Genomic DNA, 19887 nt, shown 5'->3' on the forward strand with positions numbered 1-19887 from the left:
GACTACCGCAGGTCTTTCATGGCGACGGCGTCCATGTCGGTAAAGCTTTGGTTTTCGCCGCCCATCGCCCAGATGAAGCTGTAGTTTTTCGTACCGGCGCCGGAGTGGATCGACCACGGCGGCGAAATGATGGCTTCCTCGTTTTTCAGCACCATGTGGCGCGTCTCGCTCGGCTCACCCATGAAGTGGAACACGCGGGCATCTTCGGCCACGTCGTAATAGAAATACGCTTCCATGCGGCGGTCGTGCGTGTGGCAGGGCATCGTATTCCAGATGCTGCCGGGCGCCAGCACGGTCAGGCCCATCACCAACTGGCAGCTTTTCACCCCGTTTTCGTGGATGTACTGGTAAATCGTCCGTTCGTTGCACGCTTCTTTCGAGCCCAGTTCAACCACCGTCGAGTCTTTTGCCTTCATCAGCGTCGTGGGGTGCTCCGCGTGGGCAGGTGTTGAAATCAGGTAAAAGCGGGCCGACTGGCTGCCGTCGCTCGACCGGAACGAGACGTCTTTCGTGCCGCGGCTCAGGTAAAGGCAATCCAGTTTTTCCAGGGAGTAGTCGGTACCATCGGCTGTGATGACGCCCTTCCCGCCGACGTTGATCACGCCCAGTTCGCGGCGCTGCAGGAAGAAGTTGGACTTGAGCGCATCGTAGGTGGGGAGCGTCACCGCCGCGGTGCCCGGCACCAGGCCGCCGATCAGCATGCGGTCGTAGTGGGTATAGACCCAGGTAAACGCCGGGCCGCTCATCAGATTTTCGATCAGGAACTCCTGACGTAACTGTTCGGTATCAAACGTTTTCGCCTCGCGGGGGCTGGTCGCTTGTCTAATCTGCATCAGTATAGAATTCAGTAAATGAGAAGATGTAAGAACACGGTTGTATAGGTAAAGATCGGCCTGGGGCGAAATCATACTCAATTTCGCCGACCGAAAAGCACAATCGTAAGGGGGATTTGGGGCGTTTCTACCGCCGGAAATTCAGTTTCTGGATCATCTGTTCGGAGACCGTGTCGGCATAGGTACCGTAGGCATCCACAAAGGTGCCTTTCAGGCCATCGTTGGAAGCGATGCCGTAGACCACGGCGTTGTCGTCCGGGTTGCTCATGCCCTCGAAACGGTAGGTTTCCGTAATGGTAAATTCGTCGGGTGACAACTGCCGGTCCAGTTCGGGGCAGTGGAGGCAATCGGGGCGCAGGTTGAAATCATACGTGTAGCCACGTTCCTGCAAACCACTGATCGCTTCAGAGAGCGTTGTGTAATCGTACATGCGTTTGAGAGATTTGGTGTTTCAAGGTACGCAACGCAGGCTGGTTCGGGTTGCACAAATCTTGCTTTTCTGGCCAGACCAACGCGTACAGAAAAGGCCGCATTTCCGAAGAAACGCGGCCGTTCACTTTCAAGCATTCAAACCAAAGTCGTTTATCCGCCGTAGCCCTCGTTCTGCTGGTAGCCACCGCTGACGCGGTCGAGCTGATCCTGCGGAATGGGGCGATACAGGTGAAAATTCTGAATGTTCTGCGCAGCATCCGGGTTGTACTTCTGCACCCGCTCGATGAGCTTACCGGTCCGTTTCAGGTCAAACCAGCGGTGCATTTCACCGACCAGTTCGCGGGCGCGTTCGTCCAGAATAAAGTCGATGCCTTCGTGGTCGCCGGTACCACTCAGCACGCTGGCGTCAATCTCGATGGCGGTTTCCTGGCCCGGAAACGCTGCCCGACGGCGCACGACGTTGATCGCTTCGGCGGCTTCTTCGTGGCGGCCTTGCATCATCAGCGATTCACCCAGCAGCAAGTACATTTCGGCCAGTCGGATGACCGGGAAGTCGCGCCGACCTTCTTCCTGCTGGATGGTCAGCCGCAGGGGGTCCAGGTGCTTGCGCAACGTCGGGAACCACCGGTAGTTGATCTGCCGCAGCTTCATCACTTCGTCCGTAGCGTTAGGATCGACGTCGACAAAGAAGTAAGGCTTGCTCTTCTGGATTTCGTCAGGCACGGCGTAAGGCACCACGTAGTAGGCCGTATCCCCGACGTTGAGCCCGGCGGGTGCCGTGGCGGCGTTGTTCACGTAGAACACGTCCTTGAAGCTCCCTTCGTAGCGCGAATCCACCCCGCGCTCAAACAGCGTGAGCAGGTACATGGTCGGCTGGAAGCGCTTCCAGGGGCGTCCGTTCGCAATGTCGCGTTTCATTCCGGCAATCTGGTCGTACTCCGACAGGAAGTAAAGGTGCCCGCGGTTCCCGCCCGCGTTGCCGTTAGCGGCGTTGGTCAGCGGGTCGGCCGTGTATTGTACCGACCAGATGATTTCCTGGTTTTTGTCATTGCTGATGTCCCACAGGTCTATGAACCGGGGCAGCAGCGAAAACCCACCTTCGTTGATCACGGCATTGGCCATCTCTTCCACTTTGGTCCAATCGCCCATCACCGCGGCGACACGTGCCCGAAGCGCCTGTGCCACCGGCTTGGTGACGCGCCCCAACTGCGACGTGGTGGCCGGCAGGTTGGCGATGGCGAAGTCCAGGTCCGGCACAATGGCCTCGCTGTAAATGCGATCGACCGGCGTACGGTTGGCTTCCGTCGTGGGCGCGGTCGTTTCTTCCAGCGTCAGGTGGATAGGACCGTATGTTTGCACCAGAATGAAGTAGTAAAGCGCGCGCAAGGCACGGGCTTCCGCAATGCCGGTGACCTTATCCGTTTCGGAGAGCCCCTCTACGGCGTCGGCCCGGTCGATGACGGTGTTGGCCGTATTGATCCCCTGGTAAAACTCACGCCAGGTAGAGCTGAAGTAACCCGAAGCGGCATTCAACTGACCATCGTAGTCGTTGAAGTACTTGTAACTGCCGTCGGCCCCTTTGGTGTAGGTATCGGTGCCGAAGGTGGTAAACGTAAAGCCCTCTTCGCGGCCATACCAGTACCGCAGGGTTTCGTAGACTGCGTTGACGCCACCTTTCCAGCCTTGCGGCGTTTTGTAGTAGATACCGGCGGTGATGCCCGATACAATTTCTTCTTCCAGTATTTTTTCGCACGACTGGCTCATCAAGGCCAGAGCCGCGACCAATATGATTCGTTTTTTCATGAGGTTCATGGGTTGGAGGTGGGTTAGAGTTTGATGTTCACACCCACGGTATAGAGACGGATGCTAGGCGTATCGGCACCGACTTGCGCCGTGCGCTCCTGGTTGTCTTCCGGTGTCCGGGTCACTTCCGGGTCGATGTTCTTGAACGACTTGTCGGCGAAGATGTACGGGTTCAGAGCCGAGACGTAGATCCGTGCCGAACTCATAAACCCGGTTTTCTTCAGCAACTCGGAAGGCAGGTTGTACGCCAGGGTGATGTTCCGGATTTTGACGAAAGAGCCGTTTACGTACCCCAGGGTCGACTGGTAGCGCGGCGATTCCTGGTCTTGGTTCGGGCGCGGGAACGCGTTGGTCGGGTTGATGGGCGTCCAGTAGTCGATGTCCACGTTGTTGTAACGTCCGGCCAACGAGTTGTTGGTGGTGTAGAACGTGTTGTTGATCAGGTTGCCCTGCCGCGTGAAAATGAACGCCGACAGTTCGAAGCCTTTGTACGAGAAGCGGTTGGTCATGCCTCCGGTCCAATCGGGCTGGTCGGTTCCCAGAATCACGCGGTCGTTGCCGTCGATGATGCCGTTGTTGTCCTGGTCACGCACTTTGACTTCGCCGGGGCGCTGTCCGTACTGTGCAGCAACGGTCTCTTCGCTGGTCTGCCAGATCCCGACTTTTTCGTAATCGAAGAACACCGTCATGGGATACCCGATGAACCAGCCGCTTCCGACGTCGTCCGACTGACCACCGTAGAGTTCCGTGATCTTTTCGCGGTAGACGTTTACGTTGAAGTCGGTTGTCCACTTAAAGCCGCCCGGGCTGTCGATGTTTACCGTCGAAACCATCAGCTCCATGCCCCGAACCTGCGTGGCGCCCACGTTCCGCTGCACCTGCGTAAAGCCCGACGAGGTAGGTAGTTGCTGGTTCATGATCAGGTCCTTGGTGTTGGAATTGTAGACCTCGAACGAACCAAAAATGCGGTTGCGCAGCAAGCCGAAGTCCAGACCCACGTTAAACGTGGCGGTGCTTTCCCATTTCAGGTTCGGGTTCCGAATCAGGTTGGGCTGGAAGCCAAATGCCGGCGTGTTGTCCCAGGCGTAGAACGTTTGTCCGAGCGCACCCTGCGTAATGTAAGGACGCAAGCCGTTGGTGTTGCCGACCACGCCGTAGCTGGCGCGCAGTTTCAGTTCGTCGAACACGCTTTGCGACTGCATAAAGGGCTCGTCTACGATGCGCCAGCCCAGTGCCGCCGACGGGAAATACCCCCATTTGTTGCCTTCCGCCAGACGAGACGAACCGTCGGCCCGCATGGTCAGGGTCAACAGGTAGCGGTTCAGAAGGCCGTACTGCACACGTCCCATAAACGACACAATGCCCCATTCGCTCAGATCAGAGGCTTTGGCGTTGATCAGCGGGGCCGTTCCCAGGTTGTAGAACAGCGCCGACTCGTAAGGCTGGTCCAGCACTTCGATCCCACTGTATTCGTCGCGTTGCTGCTGAATGGAAAACAGGCCGGTCGCCGTCAGATTGTGGATGTCGCCAAAGTCACGCTGGTAGGTCAAGACGTTCTCGAACGTGTAGGCGAAGGTGTTCCAGTTGAGCACCCGGGCCAGCGGCGCGCCTTCGGCACGGGCCTGGGTGTAGCGTCCCTGGAACAGGCCGTTCCGGCGCAGGTTGATGTCGGGGCCGAAGTTGACGCGGAAGTTCAGATCCTTGGTCACTTCTGCGGAAGCATACAAGCTCGGGAAGATGCGGTACCGACGGTTTTCGTCGATGTATGCATTCTCCACCAGATCGGCCAATGGGTTGGTCTGCAGACCGTCCGACGTGGGCCGGAACCGCAACGAACCGTCGTCTTCAAAAGGCTTGCCCAGCGGGTTTTCGCGCAGGGCCGTGCCCCAGGGGTTCGGGCCCCAGTTTTGTACCGAATACCCCAGCAGCGTAAAGGCACCGACTCTGAACCGATCGTTGAGTTGGTGATCTATGTTGACCCGAACGGTATTCCGCCGGTAATCCTGCGTTTTGGTGACCCCTACGTCGTTGAAAAAGCTTCCTGACAGGTAGAACGTGGTTTTGTCGTTCCCGCCCGATACTGAGAGGTTGTGGTCCTGCCGGTGGCCGGTCCGCAGAATCAGGTTCTGGTAGTCGGTCCAGCTGTAGCCGTTGTTGATGTTGGCCAGTTCGACGGCCTCAAACAGGTTGGCGTCCTGCACGGGGTCCACTACGCCGGTCGGAGCCGTGTATTTGGGATTGACCAGCGCCCGGCGCGATTCGCGCTTGTATTCGGCAAACTCTTCGCCGTTCATCAGGTCGACCGTTCCGTAGGCATACGACGGGCCGTAATAGCCGGAATACGCCACTTCGGTTTTTCCGGGTTTTCCGCGTCGGGTCGTGACCAGCACCACGCCATTCGAGCCCCGCGATCCGTAAATGGCGGTGGCCGAAGCATCTTTCAGCACGTCCATCGACTGGATATCGTTGGAGTTGATGTCTCCGAAATCGCCCGAAAACGGAATTCCGTCCACTACGTAGAGCGGATCGTTCCCCGCGGTAAACGAACGACGCCCGCGTACACGGACCTGCACCCCCTGTCCCGGACGGTTGCCGACCGTGACCACTTCTACCCCGGCGGCGCGGCCCTGCAACGCCTGCTGTGCGTTGGCAATGGGCAACTCCTGAATTTCGCGCGACGAGACGGACGCGATGGCGCCGGTGATGTCACGCTTTTCCTGCGATCCGTACCCCACCACCACGATCTCTTCCAGGGCTTTCACGTCTTCTTCCATCGTGATGTCGATCACACTGCGGTTGTTCACGGCCACTTCCTGCGACATGTACCCCACGGCGCTTAACACCAGCGTGGCGTTGTTGCCGACGGTCAGCGAATAGCGGCCCTGCACGTCGGTGATGGTCCCGTTGGTGGTGCCTTTTTCCAGCACGTTCACGCCGGGAATGCCTTCCCCGCTGGCGTCTTTGATGATCCCGGTCACGCGCACGTCTTTTTGCTCGGCGAGTTGCAATTGTAGGGTTTGCAAATCGCGCATGACGGGCGACAGCGCCGACTGCGGGTGGGTGGGTCTCAGGCTTTGGGTACCCGAGCGGGCTTTATTGCCGATGGCGTAGCTGTTTACGCTTACTTTTTTATAAGAAAGGTTCAGCGGCGCGAGCATGCGCTCCAGGCGCTCTTCCAGCGAGCCTTTGGCCGCCGAAGGCCGCATGACTTTCTGCCGGGCGATCAGGTCCTGGCGATAGCTGATGTTGACTTTGAATTCCTGCTCCAGTTCTTCCAGAGCCTGTTGCAAAGGGATGTAGACGACCTGATTACTGGGCTGTGCGGGGTGCTCCCCCCCGCCCCCGACCAGCGCCAGGTCCTGCGCCGAGAGCGATGTGGTGCACAGGCAGCACGTAAGCCAGAAGCACGTGCTACGCTGCAATTGGCGTACAAATTGTTTCATAATGGTTAGGTTGATTGTTACGTATTGGGATGGCTTTTTACTTGCGAATAAGAATCTGATGATCGTGGTGCTGAACCTGCACCCCGGTGGTGAACACCAGAGCATCGAGAAGCTGGTTGAGGTTTTCGGTGTAGAGGGTCCCTCCCAACTTCATGGCTTTGAGGCTATCGTCTTTAATCACCACTTCAATCCCGTAGATGGCTTCGATTTCGTCGGCGACGGTTTGCAGCGTAACGTCGTCCAAGACCAGCTTGCCTTCGGTCCAGGCTTCGTACCGCTCGGGCACCACCACCCTCTGCTTTAAGTGATGCTCCGCGCGCGAATACGCCACCAGGTCGCCGGGCTGCATCATAATTTCTTCGTCCTGTTCGTTGCGCAGCGCCAGCCTGACTTTCCCACTTTTGAGCACCACCTGGGTGGCTTCGTCGCGGTTGGTCACGTTGAATTGCGTGCCCAGGACTTCGATGGTCAGGTCGGGCGTGTAGACCCGAAACTTGACGGGCTGGTGGTCGACGTGCTGGCGACACACGTTGAAAAATGCCTCGCCCTCCAGCCACACTTCCCGGTCGGTGTCCGTCCCGCGGGTCCAGGCGGACGTAGCCCAACTGCCTTGCAGGCGCAATGTAGAATTGGCATTGAGCACGACCCGTGAACCGTCGGGCAGCACCACTTCGCGGGTTTCGCCATAGGCAGTCGTATAAGACAGGGGTGTATTTTGCCACCAGATCCATCCACCGCCCACCACGCCTAGCACCAGGCAGGCTGCGGCCGCCCAGCGGTACCAGTGGAGACGCCGCTGCCGGGCAGCGCCTTCCTGTTGCGTCAGTTGCCGGTCGAGCCGTTCCCAGGCGCGTTGTACCTGTACGGGTGGCACCTCCACTGCGTCGCTCTGCAACACCAGCACCAGTTCGCGCGCTTCGTCGGCCCGTTCGTGGCGGTCCGGATGCCCACAGATCCACTCATCCCAGAACTCGGTCAGCTCAGGAGTAGGACTCACTACCCACTGCCGGAAGTGCGGATCAGCAGCCAGGTCTTCAACAGTGTAGTGATCGTATTTCATACCGGTGTAACGCTCTGAGCAGCCTCACCCAGGGCGCGTGCCGGGGTGTAGCGAGGAAGGGAAAACACCGGTTTTTTTATACTCACTCCGCCGGAAAAATTTCCAGCCCTGCCGACGCCATCGCCCTAGCAAGCGGGTGTGCCCGAAAAGGCCGCGGAGGAGGTCAGAAGGTAAGAACGGAAAATGGCGAATTAGCCCAGTAGTAGTCCGCTGAGCAGCAAAGGCAAACTCAGCAGGCTACTGCTGAGCTGATCGTGCAACGTTTGATTTTTGCGCAAGCGGGTCAGGGCCCGAAACAGCAGGTTCCGTACCGATTGGACGTTCATCTGCATCAGGTCGGCGATTTCGTCAAACGACAGCTCCTGGTAGAAGCGCAGGTGGATCACCTCCCGCTGCCGTTGCGGCAGCGCGATCAGTTCCTGGCGCACAAGCTGCTCGCGGTAGGCGTCGGTCTGGTTCCGGATCAGCACCTCTTCGCCCGATGGCGCAAGGCCGTGCAGGGTTTCGACGGGTTGCCGCGAGGCAAACACCTGAAAGCGACTTTTGCGGCGGAGCAGCGTACGGCGGAACGAAATGATCAGGTAGAGTTTGACGGAGCGAATTTCGCCGCTCAGTTTTTGGCGGCCGCGCCACAAATCCAGAAACATTTCCTGAATGGCGTCTTCGACCAGCGCGTCATCCTGAATAATTTTTAGACCGTAGTTGTAGAGGGACTTATAATACGTATGGAACAGCTGTGCGAGGGCGGCACGTTGGCCGGCACGAAACTGCTGCCATAAGTGGAGTTCCTCGGCGGCGGTATGGTGGTGAGCTGCCATAGGAGTGTGCGATAAGGAAGAGGGTTGTTGTTCGCCTAACTTAGTGGCTTTTGTTGACTAATTCAACTGCTTGTTCGGGTAACGCTCAAATCTTTTCCGAGGGCGGACTGCCGTGTTACCTGCCTGTTACAAGACCGCTCAGCGCCCCGGTTTCCCCAAAGCCAAGTCCATGCGTCTCAAAAAAAACAGAGACTTCGCTTGCGAAGTCTCTGGTAAGAAGCCAAGGTATATTCGGGCGCTAGTCTACCCCAAATTCGATGTAGCAGTTGGCTCCCAGAAACTCGTTGCAAACGCTGGGTGACCACGAGCCGAAGTACAAATCGTTGTCGGCGTGGATGCGCCAGTAGATGCGTACCCGGTCGCCGGTGTGAAAACGAGCGCCTTCGGGGCGGCCGTTCTCGGCCGAGAAAACGTTCACCACGCCGTTGCCATAATCGAAGGTGGCGTCCTTGTACAGATCATACACGTCCTGCAAGGTGATGGACAGGGACACCGGCTCGCGGTTTTGCAGGTTTTCGAGCGACGTCCACTGCGTGCCGGGCGGGATGGTCGGCCCGGGCGAAGTCCCGCCGAACGCCGCGATGCGCGGGTTGCCGTCCGGATCGGTGTAGGGCTGATCGAACTCTACGTACAGCGTCATGCTGTTGGCCAGAAGCTTCTGGTCGATCGATACGTAGCGTACCTGAAACGGCACAGAAGCCGTGGTCTGCGCGGCCGAGTCGACCGCGATGGCGTTGTCGATGGCCGTCTGACTGTAGAACTCGTCGACGGCCGGAATGGCGTCTCCATCTGCCGTCAGAAACTGCCCGAACCCGTGGACTCCCGGCTCCGGCGCTACGTACGGATTGAGTTCTTCGTCGCGACAGCTGACCAGCGTCGTGCACAGCCCCAGCAACATGCTATACAATAAGGTATGGTTCATTTTCATGGATCACTACTGATTTAGGATTGAAACTTGAGTACATCCCAGAATACCGCGCCGTCGGGGGAATCGAACGGGGGCGGACTTTGCGGAGCGTTCTGGTTCAGGGTGAGGTCGTCCTGCGCATAGGGAAGACGCAACGCGAAGTTGCGCGGCGTGGGCGATACCGGCGTCTGGATGTCGTTCGGATAGCCGGTCCGGCGAAACGCATTGTAGATCTCGTAGCCGTTGCCAAAGTTGCTGAACCAGGCTTGTTTCAACACCACGTTCAACTTCTGTCCGTCGCTCGCGGCATTGTCGTAGCGGCTGAGCCACCGGGCCACGTAGGCATCGCGCTCCTCGGTGAGGCCGCTGGCCGCTGGAGCGTTGGTGGAGATGCTGCTCGAAAAGTTGGCCACATAATCGATCGCTTCGGTCATGGCCTCCTCAAATACGGCCCGCGCATCGCCCGGAACGCCCATCGTCAGAATCGCCTCAATCTGGTAGAACTTCACCATCCAGGTCGTCAGCATCGGGAAGACCCCGTTGCCCGCGCCCCGGTTATTGCCCGCCGGCGATACGGCCTCGCCGTACAAACCAGCCGCAGGGTAGGTAGCCGGCGCCGTACGCAAGCTTCCGTCGAGCGGCACGCCCGACGGGTCGCTGCGGTCGCGCCCGAAAATGCCGGCCAGCAGATCGCGCTCTTCGTCCGACAGCTCGTCCGGATTTTTGCCGTAGAGGCGTTGCGTCATGTTGGGGTTCAGCACGATGTAGCCGTACACACATCCCGCCACCTGCGAACACGGGGTCGTCTGCCGGTCGGTCGGGTTGTCCTGGTCCAGGATGTCCGACGTTTGGCGGAGCAGGTAATACGGCACCCGAGGGTCGTCGTTGTCGAGCATCTCCACCATAAACTGGTGGCTGAAGTAGGAAAACCCGTTCTCAGCACCCCGGTAAGCACTCTGGTACCACGGATGCGTCGGGTCCAGCTGGGAATTCAGGTTGCCCTGCGCCCCGAACTGAAACACGAAGTTGTCGCTGGCGCTGCTGATCAGTTGCGACGGATCGGCCAGCAGGGCTTCCACCTGACCTTTGACGTCGTTCACCCGCCGTTGCTGCAACAGCAGCCGCAGCAACAACGAACGCCCCGCCTTTTGCCAAAGGGCCACTCGGCCGCCGTAAATCAGGTCGGCGTCGCGATCGATGGGCTGCGGCGTAGTTTTGGACAGGTTTTCGATTCCGGCCTGCAACAGCGCGATGGCCGACGCGTAGATCTCCGCGCCAGCGTCGTATTTCGGAAACTTGACCTGCGCTTCGGCATTGCCGTTGAATGCCTCCGTGTAAGGCACATCGCCCCACAGATCGGTCATCAGGCTGAAGTAGTACGCCTTCAGGATTTGCGCTACGCCCAGGTAATGCGGACTATCGGTCACGCTCGGGTCGGTCGATTTCAGCAACGCATCCAGGTCTTTGAGCGGTCCTGAATACAAGGTGTTCCAGGTGCCGTTGTACGAAGCGTTGTTCAGGTCGAACCGGTCGGCCGAGCTGAGAATGCCCACGAAGCCGTGCGCGTTCTGGTTCAACCCGCCGGCGAAGGTGTTGGAAGCACTGTACAACACACTCGACAGCAGCAGGTCGGGGCCGGCCTGCAGGGGATTGTTAGGGTCCGTGTTGATGTCGAGGTCGGTCATGTCGCACGCCTGCGCCAGCAACAGGGACGCCGCCAGCAGGGTACGCATGCCCAAGCGTTGGAAAGTATGGAGAGTCATAGAAAACGCGGTTAGAACGTGACAGATAAGTTGACACCGTAGCGGCGGGTGGTCGGCGTAGCGCCGTACTCAAACCCCTGGATGTTGGAATCCGGGAATTCGGCCAGCACTTCGGGGTCCATGTTCAGGCCTTCGAGCATGTTGGGTGCCACCCAAAACAAGTTCCGCCCCGAAATGGAGATGCGGGCCGAGCCCAGCGGCGTTTTGCTCAGGAGGGTCTGCGGAAAACTGTAGCCCAGCGTTACTTCCCGCAGGCGGATCACCGTGGCGTCGTAGACGTTGGTTTCGTCCGCACCGTAGGCCCCGAACCCGTTCGAGAAATGGTAATCGAACGAGGTAACGGCCGTCGTATTCCTGATTTCGTTCCCCTGATCGTCCAGAATGGGTTCGTAGGTCTGTGGATTGCCGTACACGCCCGGCACCACGCGCAGGCCTTCGCGGTCTTCCGACATCTTCAACTGTCCGCGCAACAGCAGCGAAGCCGCCGAACTGGAGAAGAGTTGCCCGCCCTGCTTCCAGTCGATCAGCGCCGTCAGGGTAAAGTTTTTGAACGAAAACGTGTTGTTGATGCCCAGCAGAAAATCGGGATTCGGATTGCCGATGATTTCGGACGACGGCAGCACGAACGGCAGGCCGCTGACTTCGTTGATCAGCAGATTGCCCTCTGCATCGCGCGTGTTTTTCGAACCGAAAATTTGCCCGTACTGCTCGCCACTGCGGTGCACCACGCCCAGGGTCGAAAACGGCCCGCCAATGAAGAGCGTCCCCCCCTCGACCCCGGCGTCCACCACGATGGACCGGATGCGGGTGAACGAGAAGAACGTGTTCCAGACAAACCCGCTTTTGGTTTTGATAGGCGTCACGTCCAGCCCGACTTCAATGCCCTTGTTGAGCAGCTCGCCCGCGTTGATCACCTCGTAGTTGAACCCCGACGAGGCCGGGATGCGGCTCTGGTCGATGATCTGGTTTGTCGACGTGCGGTGGAAGTACGTGAAATCAAGGCCGATCCGACCGCCGAACACGCGGGCTTCAATCCCCGCTTCGTACTCGGTCGTGAACTCCGGTTTCAGGTTCGGGTTGCCGAGCGTATTGCCCAGCGTGGCACGGTTCACCCCTTCGAACGGCGTCTGGATGCTGTAGTACGTATTGGTCAGGTACGGCGTAGCGTCGTTCCCCACCTTCGTGGCCGAAGCGCGGATTTTCCCGTAGTCGATCCAGGTCGGCAGTCCCTGAAGGGCTTCCGTGAAGATGAACGACGAACTGATGCCCGGATAGAAGTAACTGTTGTCGCTAACGGGCAGCGTCGACGACCAGTCATTGCGCCCCGTCAGGTTCAGGAACAGGAGGTCGCGGTACGAAAACTGCAAGTCGCTGTAGATCGCGTAAAACCGGCGCAGGCGCGTGTAGTCGCGGTTTACGACCTGCGTCGTGGTGGCGTTCGTGATGTTCAGCCCCGTCTGGATGATGCCGGTGCCCGTCACTCGCCGCTGGCTAAACTGCCGTTGGTTCAGGTTGGTCCCGACGATGCCCCGGAAGGCAAACGTTTCGCTGAAATCTTTCGAGAGGGTCGCAATAAAGTTGTAGTCCTGCTCCGTGTTGGTCAGGTCGTCCGTCCAGACCTCACCCGACGGGATGACCGTCCCCCCGGGCCGCACGATGTTCCGCCGGTTTTCCGTATAAGTGTTGATCCCGCCTTTTGCCATCAGGTTCAGCCAGGGCGCCACGTCGTAGCTCAGGTTGATCGTTCCAAATACCCGGTTCACCACGCTGTTGTACAGGTTGTATTCAGCGATCCAGCGCGGGTTGTCGAGCGAGCGGTAGAAGACGTTGTCGCCCGTCACGGGGTTTTCGAACGGATAGCCCATCAGGTTGTAGTTCCGCGGCAGGTAGAAAATCCGCGAGTAGATGGACGACGTGCCGCTGCCCGTATAGTCGAAGAAGAAACTGGAACCGCTCTGTGGCGTCTGCTGCTGCGTGTTCACGTAGTTGACGTTGCCCGACAGAAACAGGCCGTTGGCCAGCACGCCATTGCCCCCGAACGAGAGGTTGGTGCGCGATGTCTTCGAATTGGGAACAATGCCGTCGTTGTCCATGCGCGAAACCGTACCGATCAGCGTTGTTTTGTCGGTCGATGAACTGATGTTCAGACTGTTTTCGAACAGGTTGCCGGCCTCGAAAAAGCCACCGATGATGTCGTACGACTTCAACTCTACCGGCACGGGCCGCAACGAACCCGGGTTGTTCGGGTCTTCTTCCATCAATTCCGGAAACACGTTACGATACCCCTGCCCGATCCCGAACGAGTTGGCCACCAGCGGATGCGGCACCGTCCCTTCCGGGTAGCCGGGCGCGTACGTTTTCGAGTAGTTGGTACCGTATTGCGCATTCAACTGGTCGACATACTCCGGAAAGGGCGCCCCCCAGTTCCCGATGAAACCGCCGTTGTAGTTCTGATTCGACCCCTGCGTGTAAATGTTCTGGTAGTCGGGAATGCCCGAGATTTCTTCCCGCGAATACGACGAGGAATAGGTCACCTCCATCCCCTTTTTCACACCCTTCTTGGCGGCTTTGGTCGTGATGATGATAGCGCCGTTGGTGGCGCGTGAGCCGTACAGGGCCGCCGCCGCTGCGCCCTTCAGGACCGTCAGCGACTCGATGTTGTTGGGGTCCAGGTCGAACAGCCGGTTCGAATACTGCGTGCCGCCCGAAGCGCCGGTAGAGGCGTTCACCGAGTTGTCGAACGGCACGCCGTCTACCACAAAGAGCGGCTGCGTGTTGCCCGTCAGCGACGAAACGCCCCGGATGTTGATCTTGGTCGCCTGGCCGGGTGCACCGCCCCCACCCTGGATGTTTACCCCGGGGATTTTGCCCTGGAGCGTCCGCACGGGGTCGGGCTCGGAGCGTTGCGTAATCAGCGTGTTGTCCAGGTTGGTCACTGCGTAGCCCAGCGCTTTTTTCTCGCGCTCAATCCCGATGGCCGTGACGACGACCTCGGCCAACTCGGTGGCGTCCGACTGCATCACCACATCGACCACAGACCGCGACCCGACTTCTACTTCCTGCGACGTGAGGCCCACAAAACTGAACACGAGCGTAGCACCCGAAGGCACAGCAATCGAGTACTTGCCGTTGATGTCGGTTGTGGTGCCTGAAGTGGTACCCTTAATGAAAACCGCCGCACCGGGAAGCGGCGAATTATCGATGACGTCGGTTACCGTTCCGGTCACCGTTCGTTCTTGTGCCCTTCCGGCATACGTAATGCTGAGCAACGCCAGCACTACCCCCAAAAATTGTAGTTTTCTCTTCATAGACAGTGAATAAATTAAGGAGTAAAGCGCTCAATCGGGGGAAATGTAGTTATACCGAAATTAAGATTCAAACCTATTTATAATTTTGATATTTATTTTTTATCAGAATATAATTCCGAACTAAACCAAAAAATCAGTATACATTTTATTATTGATTAATAACAAACAAACCATTTATCATTCGGAATAACCGTTCATCCAACTGTACAAAATCATCCTCCGGCCATCCTTATTGAACTTTTCTAATATCACGCGGTCGTATATCGTTGCGCAGCCACCTTCCGGCTAGGTTTTATAGTTCGGATGGCAGCACTTTTCTGAAAAAGAATTACCTTTGTTTGCCTGTAAAAGCCCTTTTAGCTCAGTTGGTAGAGCGGTTCACTCGTAATGAACAGGTCGCCGGTTCGAGTCCGGTGAAGGGCTCGCAAAAAAGGCCTCAGAAACGTATTCTGAGGCCTTTTTCTGTTTTTACGGTGCCGCCGGGCGCGCTTTGACCGCGGCCACACTACTGAGTCAGCTTCCTTTCCAGCCCGCTGCGGTAATGACTAAGCCTTACCGCCTGAACCAGCGTCCCCGCGGACAGCCTCGCACAGCCTCGCGTTGCCTGATTTTCGTAAGAGGAGGTGGGCACGCGTATCGGCCCGATTTGCCGAGGCTACCCCAGCTGACGCCGACCATGCGCAGAAGTGCCGTGGGCGCGTCGCGTCAGACATCGGACTGGAGTTCGATGAGCTCCGCGCTAGAGGAATCTTACCAAAATGTTTGTGGCGTACAGGTGCCCCTCACTCCCAGCATTGCCTGTGACCTCGGGTCTCTCTCGTTCTGTCAGCGAAGCCGCCCTAGGGTGACTCACTAAGAAAAATGCGTTTGCCCCGTTCTCACCGGAAGCGGCAGAGACCTACAACGAACCTAAGGCGTTGCCGTCCCGGAGCATTTTACTGAAACAAGGGGATCGGTTTAGGTGTCGCACCCAAGCTAGAGGCACGGGGCTTCCCCAAAACAAAAGAACGGCTCTTGAAAGCATATCCGGGAGTGGTGCGGGATCTGCGGGAGGAACTTAGTCTGCGGAAGATTGCCAAGATCCGCGAAGTATCGGTCGAGACAGTACAGAAGGTGAAGAAGCTTTTTGCTTACAACGATACGTGTAATTGCCGTGACGAAGCAATCGCAAGTTCATGGACAATTACACCTCGTTAGCTGGCATTTTTCTTATTTATGTTCCTCTAAATGCAAATATTTCCAGTCAAAGTAGTCAATGTCAGAGTTTCTCTGCCAGCCTTCTGATTTGAAATACTCATCAATAAAGTCGTGGTCGATTAAATTCGAATCAGCACCAAATCTTGACGCCCTAAGCATTTCTATTTTTGCCGAATTTACTCCGAAATTATCAGCTACATATATCCTGTCGATTGGTGGCGAATCATCTCCATGAAATTTAAAATAGACATACTTCTTATAGAAAGACATTTCTAATCGACCTTCATCAAATTTTGCCAGTCGACCTTCTCCAGTTGTGGATTGATAGTATCCTATAAGTATTTGAGTTCCTAATGCACTTGAGATACGCCTTAGGTATTCATCGTAAATATAAATATTACCATCAAAGTTCAGTTCAAGCTCTACCCAGTCTAAGCTTTGATTTTTAGAAATTACAATTGTATTTCTATCCTTGATTTGACTTGAAGAAAGCCATTCTTTCTTCTCTTCTAACCATTTCTCTTCCCCTATTGGCATGAGCTTTTTGATTTCAGACAGAACTAATTCTAAACCACCACCACATTTGATATTTGTCTGGGAAAAACTACTCACTAGGTTATGTTTTATTCAATACCAGCGGCCCCCGCAGCCGCTGGCTGGGCATATTTGCATTTATTTTGCAAATATCAATTTTCGAGCTTGGCGCTACTAACATTCAAGCTCAATTTTGTTAGGCTAGTGGCTGCGTCTTGTTGGGCACAGTCTTTTCAATGAATTACCATCATCCATTGCTGGTGGCAATCAATTAATCTACCCTCTAAATCATAATAAAATGAAAACAATCTATAACTATTTTCCTCATTAGTTTTGTATTGAAATGCATAGATACCTGAGCATGAGTTTGAATTAAGAAAGGGTTCCACTGAGGCAAACAGATCACCCCCCTTAAGGAAATCATAAATCTCTTGGCAAGCTGTCAATTCAAATCTCCTAATTCTCATTTCCTTTTTAGACAATCTTAAACTATCACTCAGGCTTACCAACAGATTTTTAGTATTAAGTTTAGCTTGTTTTTCAATTCTATTGTCAGGAGTCAGTATTTCGGCATAGGATTGACTGTGAACAATCTCGTTTATTGAAAGAATTAAAATTAGGCTACTCAGAAGTATTATCACACTAAATAATCCTAGATTACACCCAAGGATCTGGGCTATGAGTAGTAGTTTTTTTACTCACAAACCTTTCAGTTTAGCACTGACCTTTGTTTTGTGCAAATGCTTTTGTTTTATCATTCAAACCGCTTTTACTTATACACCTTGTTGGCAGCATTTTTTATTCTGTCAATATTTTTGAAGTATATTCAGTTACGTAGCTTCTTAAAAATGAGTCAATAAATTCGTCTGAACTACCGTCTTTCTGTAAATCGGCTTTAATCTTTTTGTATTCGTCAGTCTGTTTAAAAACTTGAAATTGTCTTTCTTTGAATTTTTCATACTCTTCGTATTTAAAACGTTTTTCCTTTTTCAAGTCGCCGTTGTCAATTTCCAACAAGATGTAGTTTTTGTAAGTAGAACCATATCCCATATGAACATAATTGACAAGTTTCCCGTGTGGTATTACAAGCAGTCCTGTCAACCAATCAATTTTAATGTCTTTTTGGTCTGGAAATACTTCTTTAATCACACTGCACCACTTATAGGGATAAGATTCTTTTGATGTGGTGTCGTGATATTGAATTTCAATATCCTTTAAAAATAGTTGGCTGTCTTTAACTTCAAAAGTCGCTACATATCCACGCCATAGAGCTGTTGACATTGCTCCATCTTTGGGTCTTTTGTCAGGGTACTTTTCAAAATACATTTCTAGCGGATTGCTATGCAAACTGTATTCTTTTCCATTGTAAATTATTTTGTCAGGGTACTGTGCTGTCGCAAAAACATTTACTACTAAAAATAAAGTCAATATTAGTGTCAAAAATGTTTTCATATGCTTGCCTCTGTTCGGTCTATTAAAATTACTACCAACGTCCTGGCGACATGCGGCGGCTGTGGCAATAGCCCAGCTGACGTCATCGTCGTTTGTTAGTCATCGTCACTTATTTTTATAACTTCAAATGGTTTGTTTTCTAATGATTCAATTTGAGAAACTGTTTCAAGTACATCATTGCCCATTTCATTTATTATTCTATTATACTCACCTTTAGTGTCTTTGTAATTATCGAAATCGTAGCTATTTAATCCTTGATGTGACTTAATATTCTTTTTGATTTCCTGTTCATAGTAATAAAGGCTATCTGGAGGTCTTTCAGTACAAAGTCTATTCATGATAATCACACCATAAGTCATTGCTTTTTGATAAGTGTCATGAATAAGTTCAAAGTCCTGAATTTTCCTTTCATAAGTATTTATAATATTCACAAGGACTATACTGTTGTGAGTTTTAATGTTCCAAAATTTCTCATTTATTTTAATGACATACTTTCCTTTGAGTTCTTCTGTAATTGGTCTGAATTGAACAAATTTCAACTTTAGCTGACTAAGTAGTTCTTGATATGTTTGCTCATTAATTGATTGTGGCCAGTGAGCATATAGTTCTCTGTATTTTTCTTTTGGAACATTTATAATACTTGAAATCGATTCTAATTGTTTTTCATTAAGTGAATAGTGTTGGGTTATTTGATTGTAGTAAATCTTATTCCAGTAGTTTAATCTATTTTCTATATCTGATTTAGATTCAACGAGATCCAAAATTAATGCAGTTTCATTTGGTATCAGTTCGCTGGGGTCGTTCCATCCATGTGAAAAAACTGCGGTTCCATAAATAAATCCAACTGCATTAACTTCTGCACCACTATTGTATTTTGTAGATTGAATTTGATTTGATCCAAACAACTTCTTTATGAAATTCATCTTTTCATTTTATCCTGATGATGACTAACGATTTGGCTATGAGCAGGCGGGCTTTAGATACACTTTTCTGTCAGCCGAGCCCAAAGTTAGTTAGTAGTTCTATCCTTTCGTTTAATCACAGTCCGCCCGCTTGCATATAGGTTTTGTTGGGTGCTGTTTTTTTTTCTTTTTCAAGCGTTCCTTTCGTTTTTCAATTGTCCAATCTTTGCTCTCTTCTAAATACTGCTCTAAATCCACCAAATTAACCCAATAGTTGTTGTGGTGTCCAATCTGAGGTGATTGTACTAAATCGCGAATTATCAACGCTAAATATTGGTGAACTTCTGACCAAATGGTTAAATCTATAACATTTAAGTTGCTTATTTTTTGTGTGATTTCTTCATTTTCTTTGGTGTTATTACTATTTAATGCATGAATCCATTGTCCGTGAGCAATCTTATTTCTTATCCCATGAGGCTCTTCAATATAGGTTTTGATTATTTCATGTAGCTTATTTCTTCTACTACTCAAGTCGTCATTGTCTTGCCAATTACCAACTTTTCCCATTGCTAAATCAATCATAAGCTTCCAACTTTCAGTAATTGACCGTTGATTTTTTATTTGAGTAATTTCAGTATAAGAAAATCCACTTGGAGTATGAAGAATTTGAATGAATTGAGCTTCTGAAATTGTGCAATAAAGCAAAGCCAGTAGTTTCGTTTTAATTTCTACCTGAAAGGAATCGTTCTTCTGCATGTAAAAATTAATGTCTTTAATAAGGCTCTTTTGAACCTGTTTCAATCTTCTGACATTTTTGCTTTGAAGCACATACAAATCATATATTTCTTGGTTATCCATGATGATTTTTGAGGGGGAGACGGGACTCGAACCCGTCATCTCTACAAAATTGTAGCGCATTTGTCCCAAGTTATGCTATCTCCCTTATTAGTTTGTCACTGTTTTTTTCTTTTTAATAGCACCCAACGTCTGTATAGACGCACCTCTCCTAAAAGGTGCCGTTATTTTCATCATAGTCACTCTCCACTTTTACTTGATTTAGGTAGATGACCAAGGTATATACATGATCTAAAGAGGAGATGATCTTGATAAATTTCAATTTCGTAGCTATGTCTGTTTTTTTAACACACTAATCTTCTACTTGTATGACGTCATCGATTGACTTTCTAGACAAGTATGGACAGCGAAACGAGTCCTTGCTGACTTGAAGATAAGAGAATTTGCCTACACCCTTGGCAAGAGAAGAGATCTTCCCACTTTAAAAGCATGTACTAAAGTAATCAGCTTCAGGGAGACCTATATTTCTAGCTTTCTGGGTCTATTGAACTTCCTAGCTTTCGACGGACAGAAAATAGAAGCCCCTAATTCCTATCTTGTCCTCTATGAAACCACGAAGAAATTTTGACCTGACTTACAA

General features: G+C 52.9%; 13 protein-coding genes and 1 tRNA gene. 1 reads left to right on the plus strand and 13 read right to left on the minus strand.

Features of this window, described 5'->3' with window-relative positions; genetic code table 11:
• Positions 1 to 2: 2 nt before the first annotated feature.
• The 9 genes from kduI to BLR44_RS19935 form a co-directional block, all read right to left on the minus strand.
• A complete protein-coding gene (kduI, locus tag BLR44_RS19895) occupies positions 3 to 833 on the minus strand; it encodes a 5-dehydro-4-deoxy-D-glucuronate isomerase (protein ID WP_176956133.1) in 831 nt (276 codons plus the stop codon).
• 127 nt (positions 834 to 960) lie between these two features.
• Positions 961 to 1263 (minus strand): phosphoribosylpyrophosphate synthetase, encoded by a 303-nt coding sequence (locus BLR44_RS19900; RefSeq protein WP_089685355.1) that lies wholly within the window; start codon positions 1261 to 1263, stop codon positions 961 to 963.
• 152 nt (positions 1264 to 1415) lie between these two features.
• Entirely contained in the window at positions 1416 to 3068 is a 1653-nt protein-coding gene (locus BLR44_RS19905; protein ID WP_089685420.1) for a RagB/SusD family nutrient uptake outer membrane protein, read from the minus strand.
• A gap of 23 nt (positions 3069 to 3091) precedes the next feature.
• Positions 3092 to 6511: a SusC/RagA family TonB-linked outer membrane protein gene (locus tag BLR44_RS19910; protein ID WP_245706118.1), complete on the minus strand. Its 3420-nt coding sequence runs from the start codon at positions 6509 to 6511 to the stop codon at positions 3092 to 3094.
• 37 nt (positions 6512 to 6548) lie between these two features.
• Complete coding sequence (locus BLR44_RS19915) at positions 6549 to 7571, minus strand: FecR family protein (RefSeq protein ID WP_089685357.1); 1023 nt, start codon at positions 7569 to 7571, stop codon at positions 6549 to 6551.
• 191 nt (positions 7572 to 7762) lie between these two features.
• Entirely contained in the window at positions 7763 to 8389 is a 627-nt protein-coding gene (locus BLR44_RS19920; RefSeq protein ID WP_089685359.1) for an RNA polymerase sigma factor, read from the minus strand.
• A 238-nt stretch (positions 8390 to 8627) separates the two neighbouring features.
• Positions 8628 to 9317: a hypothetical protein gene (locus tag BLR44_RS19925; RefSeq protein ID WP_143017388.1), complete on the minus strand. Its 690-nt coding sequence runs from the start codon at positions 9315 to 9317 to the stop codon at positions 8628 to 8630.
• A gap of 14 nt (positions 9318 to 9331) precedes the next feature.
• Entirely contained in the window at positions 9332 to 11059 is a 1728-nt protein-coding gene (locus BLR44_RS19930) for a SusD/RagB family nutrient-binding outer membrane lipoprotein (protein ID WP_089685363.1), read from the minus strand.
• A gap of 11 nt (positions 11060 to 11070) precedes the next feature.
• Positions 11071 to 14367 carry a SusC/RagA family TonB-linked outer membrane protein gene (locus BLR44_RS19935; protein ID WP_089685365.1) on the minus strand — a complete coding sequence of 1099 codons (3297 nt, stop codon included), beginning with the start codon at positions 14365 to 14367 and terminating at the stop codon, positions 11071 to 11073.
• A 350-nt stretch (positions 14368 to 14717) separates the two neighbouring features.
• Here BLR44_RS19935 and BLR44_RS19940 point away from each other — a divergent pair.
• A tRNA-Thr gene (locus BLR44_RS19940) sits at positions 14718 to 14790 on the plus strand.
• Positions 14791 to 15576: 786 nt separating this feature from the next.
• Here the strand turns inward: BLR44_RS19940 and BLR44_RS19945 are convergent.
• The 4 genes from BLR44_RS19945 to BLR44_RS19960 all read right to left on the minus strand — a co-directional run bounded on the left by BLR44_RS19945 (position 15577) and on the right by BLR44_RS19960 (position 19370).
• Entirely contained in the window at positions 15577 to 16176 is a 600-nt protein-coding gene (locus tag BLR44_RS19945) for a hypothetical protein (protein WP_143017389.1), read from the minus strand.
• Between the two features lie 720 nt (positions 16177 to 16896).
• Positions 16897 to 17550 carry a hypothetical protein gene (locus BLR44_RS19950; RefSeq protein WP_089685369.1) on the minus strand — a complete coding sequence of 218 codons (654 nt, stop codon included), beginning with the start codon at positions 17548 to 17550 and terminating at the stop codon, positions 16897 to 16899.
• Between the two features lie 95 nt (positions 17551 to 17645).
• Positions 17646 to 18473, minus strand: coding sequence for a hypothetical protein (locus BLR44_RS28675; RefSeq protein ID WP_143017390.1), 828 nt, complete (start codon positions 18471 to 18473; stop codon positions 17646 to 17648).
• Positions 18474 to 18584: 111 nt separating this feature from the next.
• Positions 18585 to 19370: a hypothetical protein gene (locus BLR44_RS19960; RefSeq protein ID WP_218127128.1), complete on the minus strand. Its 786-nt coding sequence runs from the start codon at positions 19368 to 19370 to the stop codon at positions 18585 to 18587.
• Positions 19371 to 19887 lie beyond the last annotated feature (517 nt).

Origin of the sequence: Catalinimonas alkaloidigena (genome assembly GCF_900100765.1) — a bacterium.
In the GTDB taxonomy this organism is placed as follows: Bacteria; Bacteroidota; Bacteroidia; order Cytophagales; family Flexibacteraceae; genus Mooreia; species Mooreia alkaloidigena.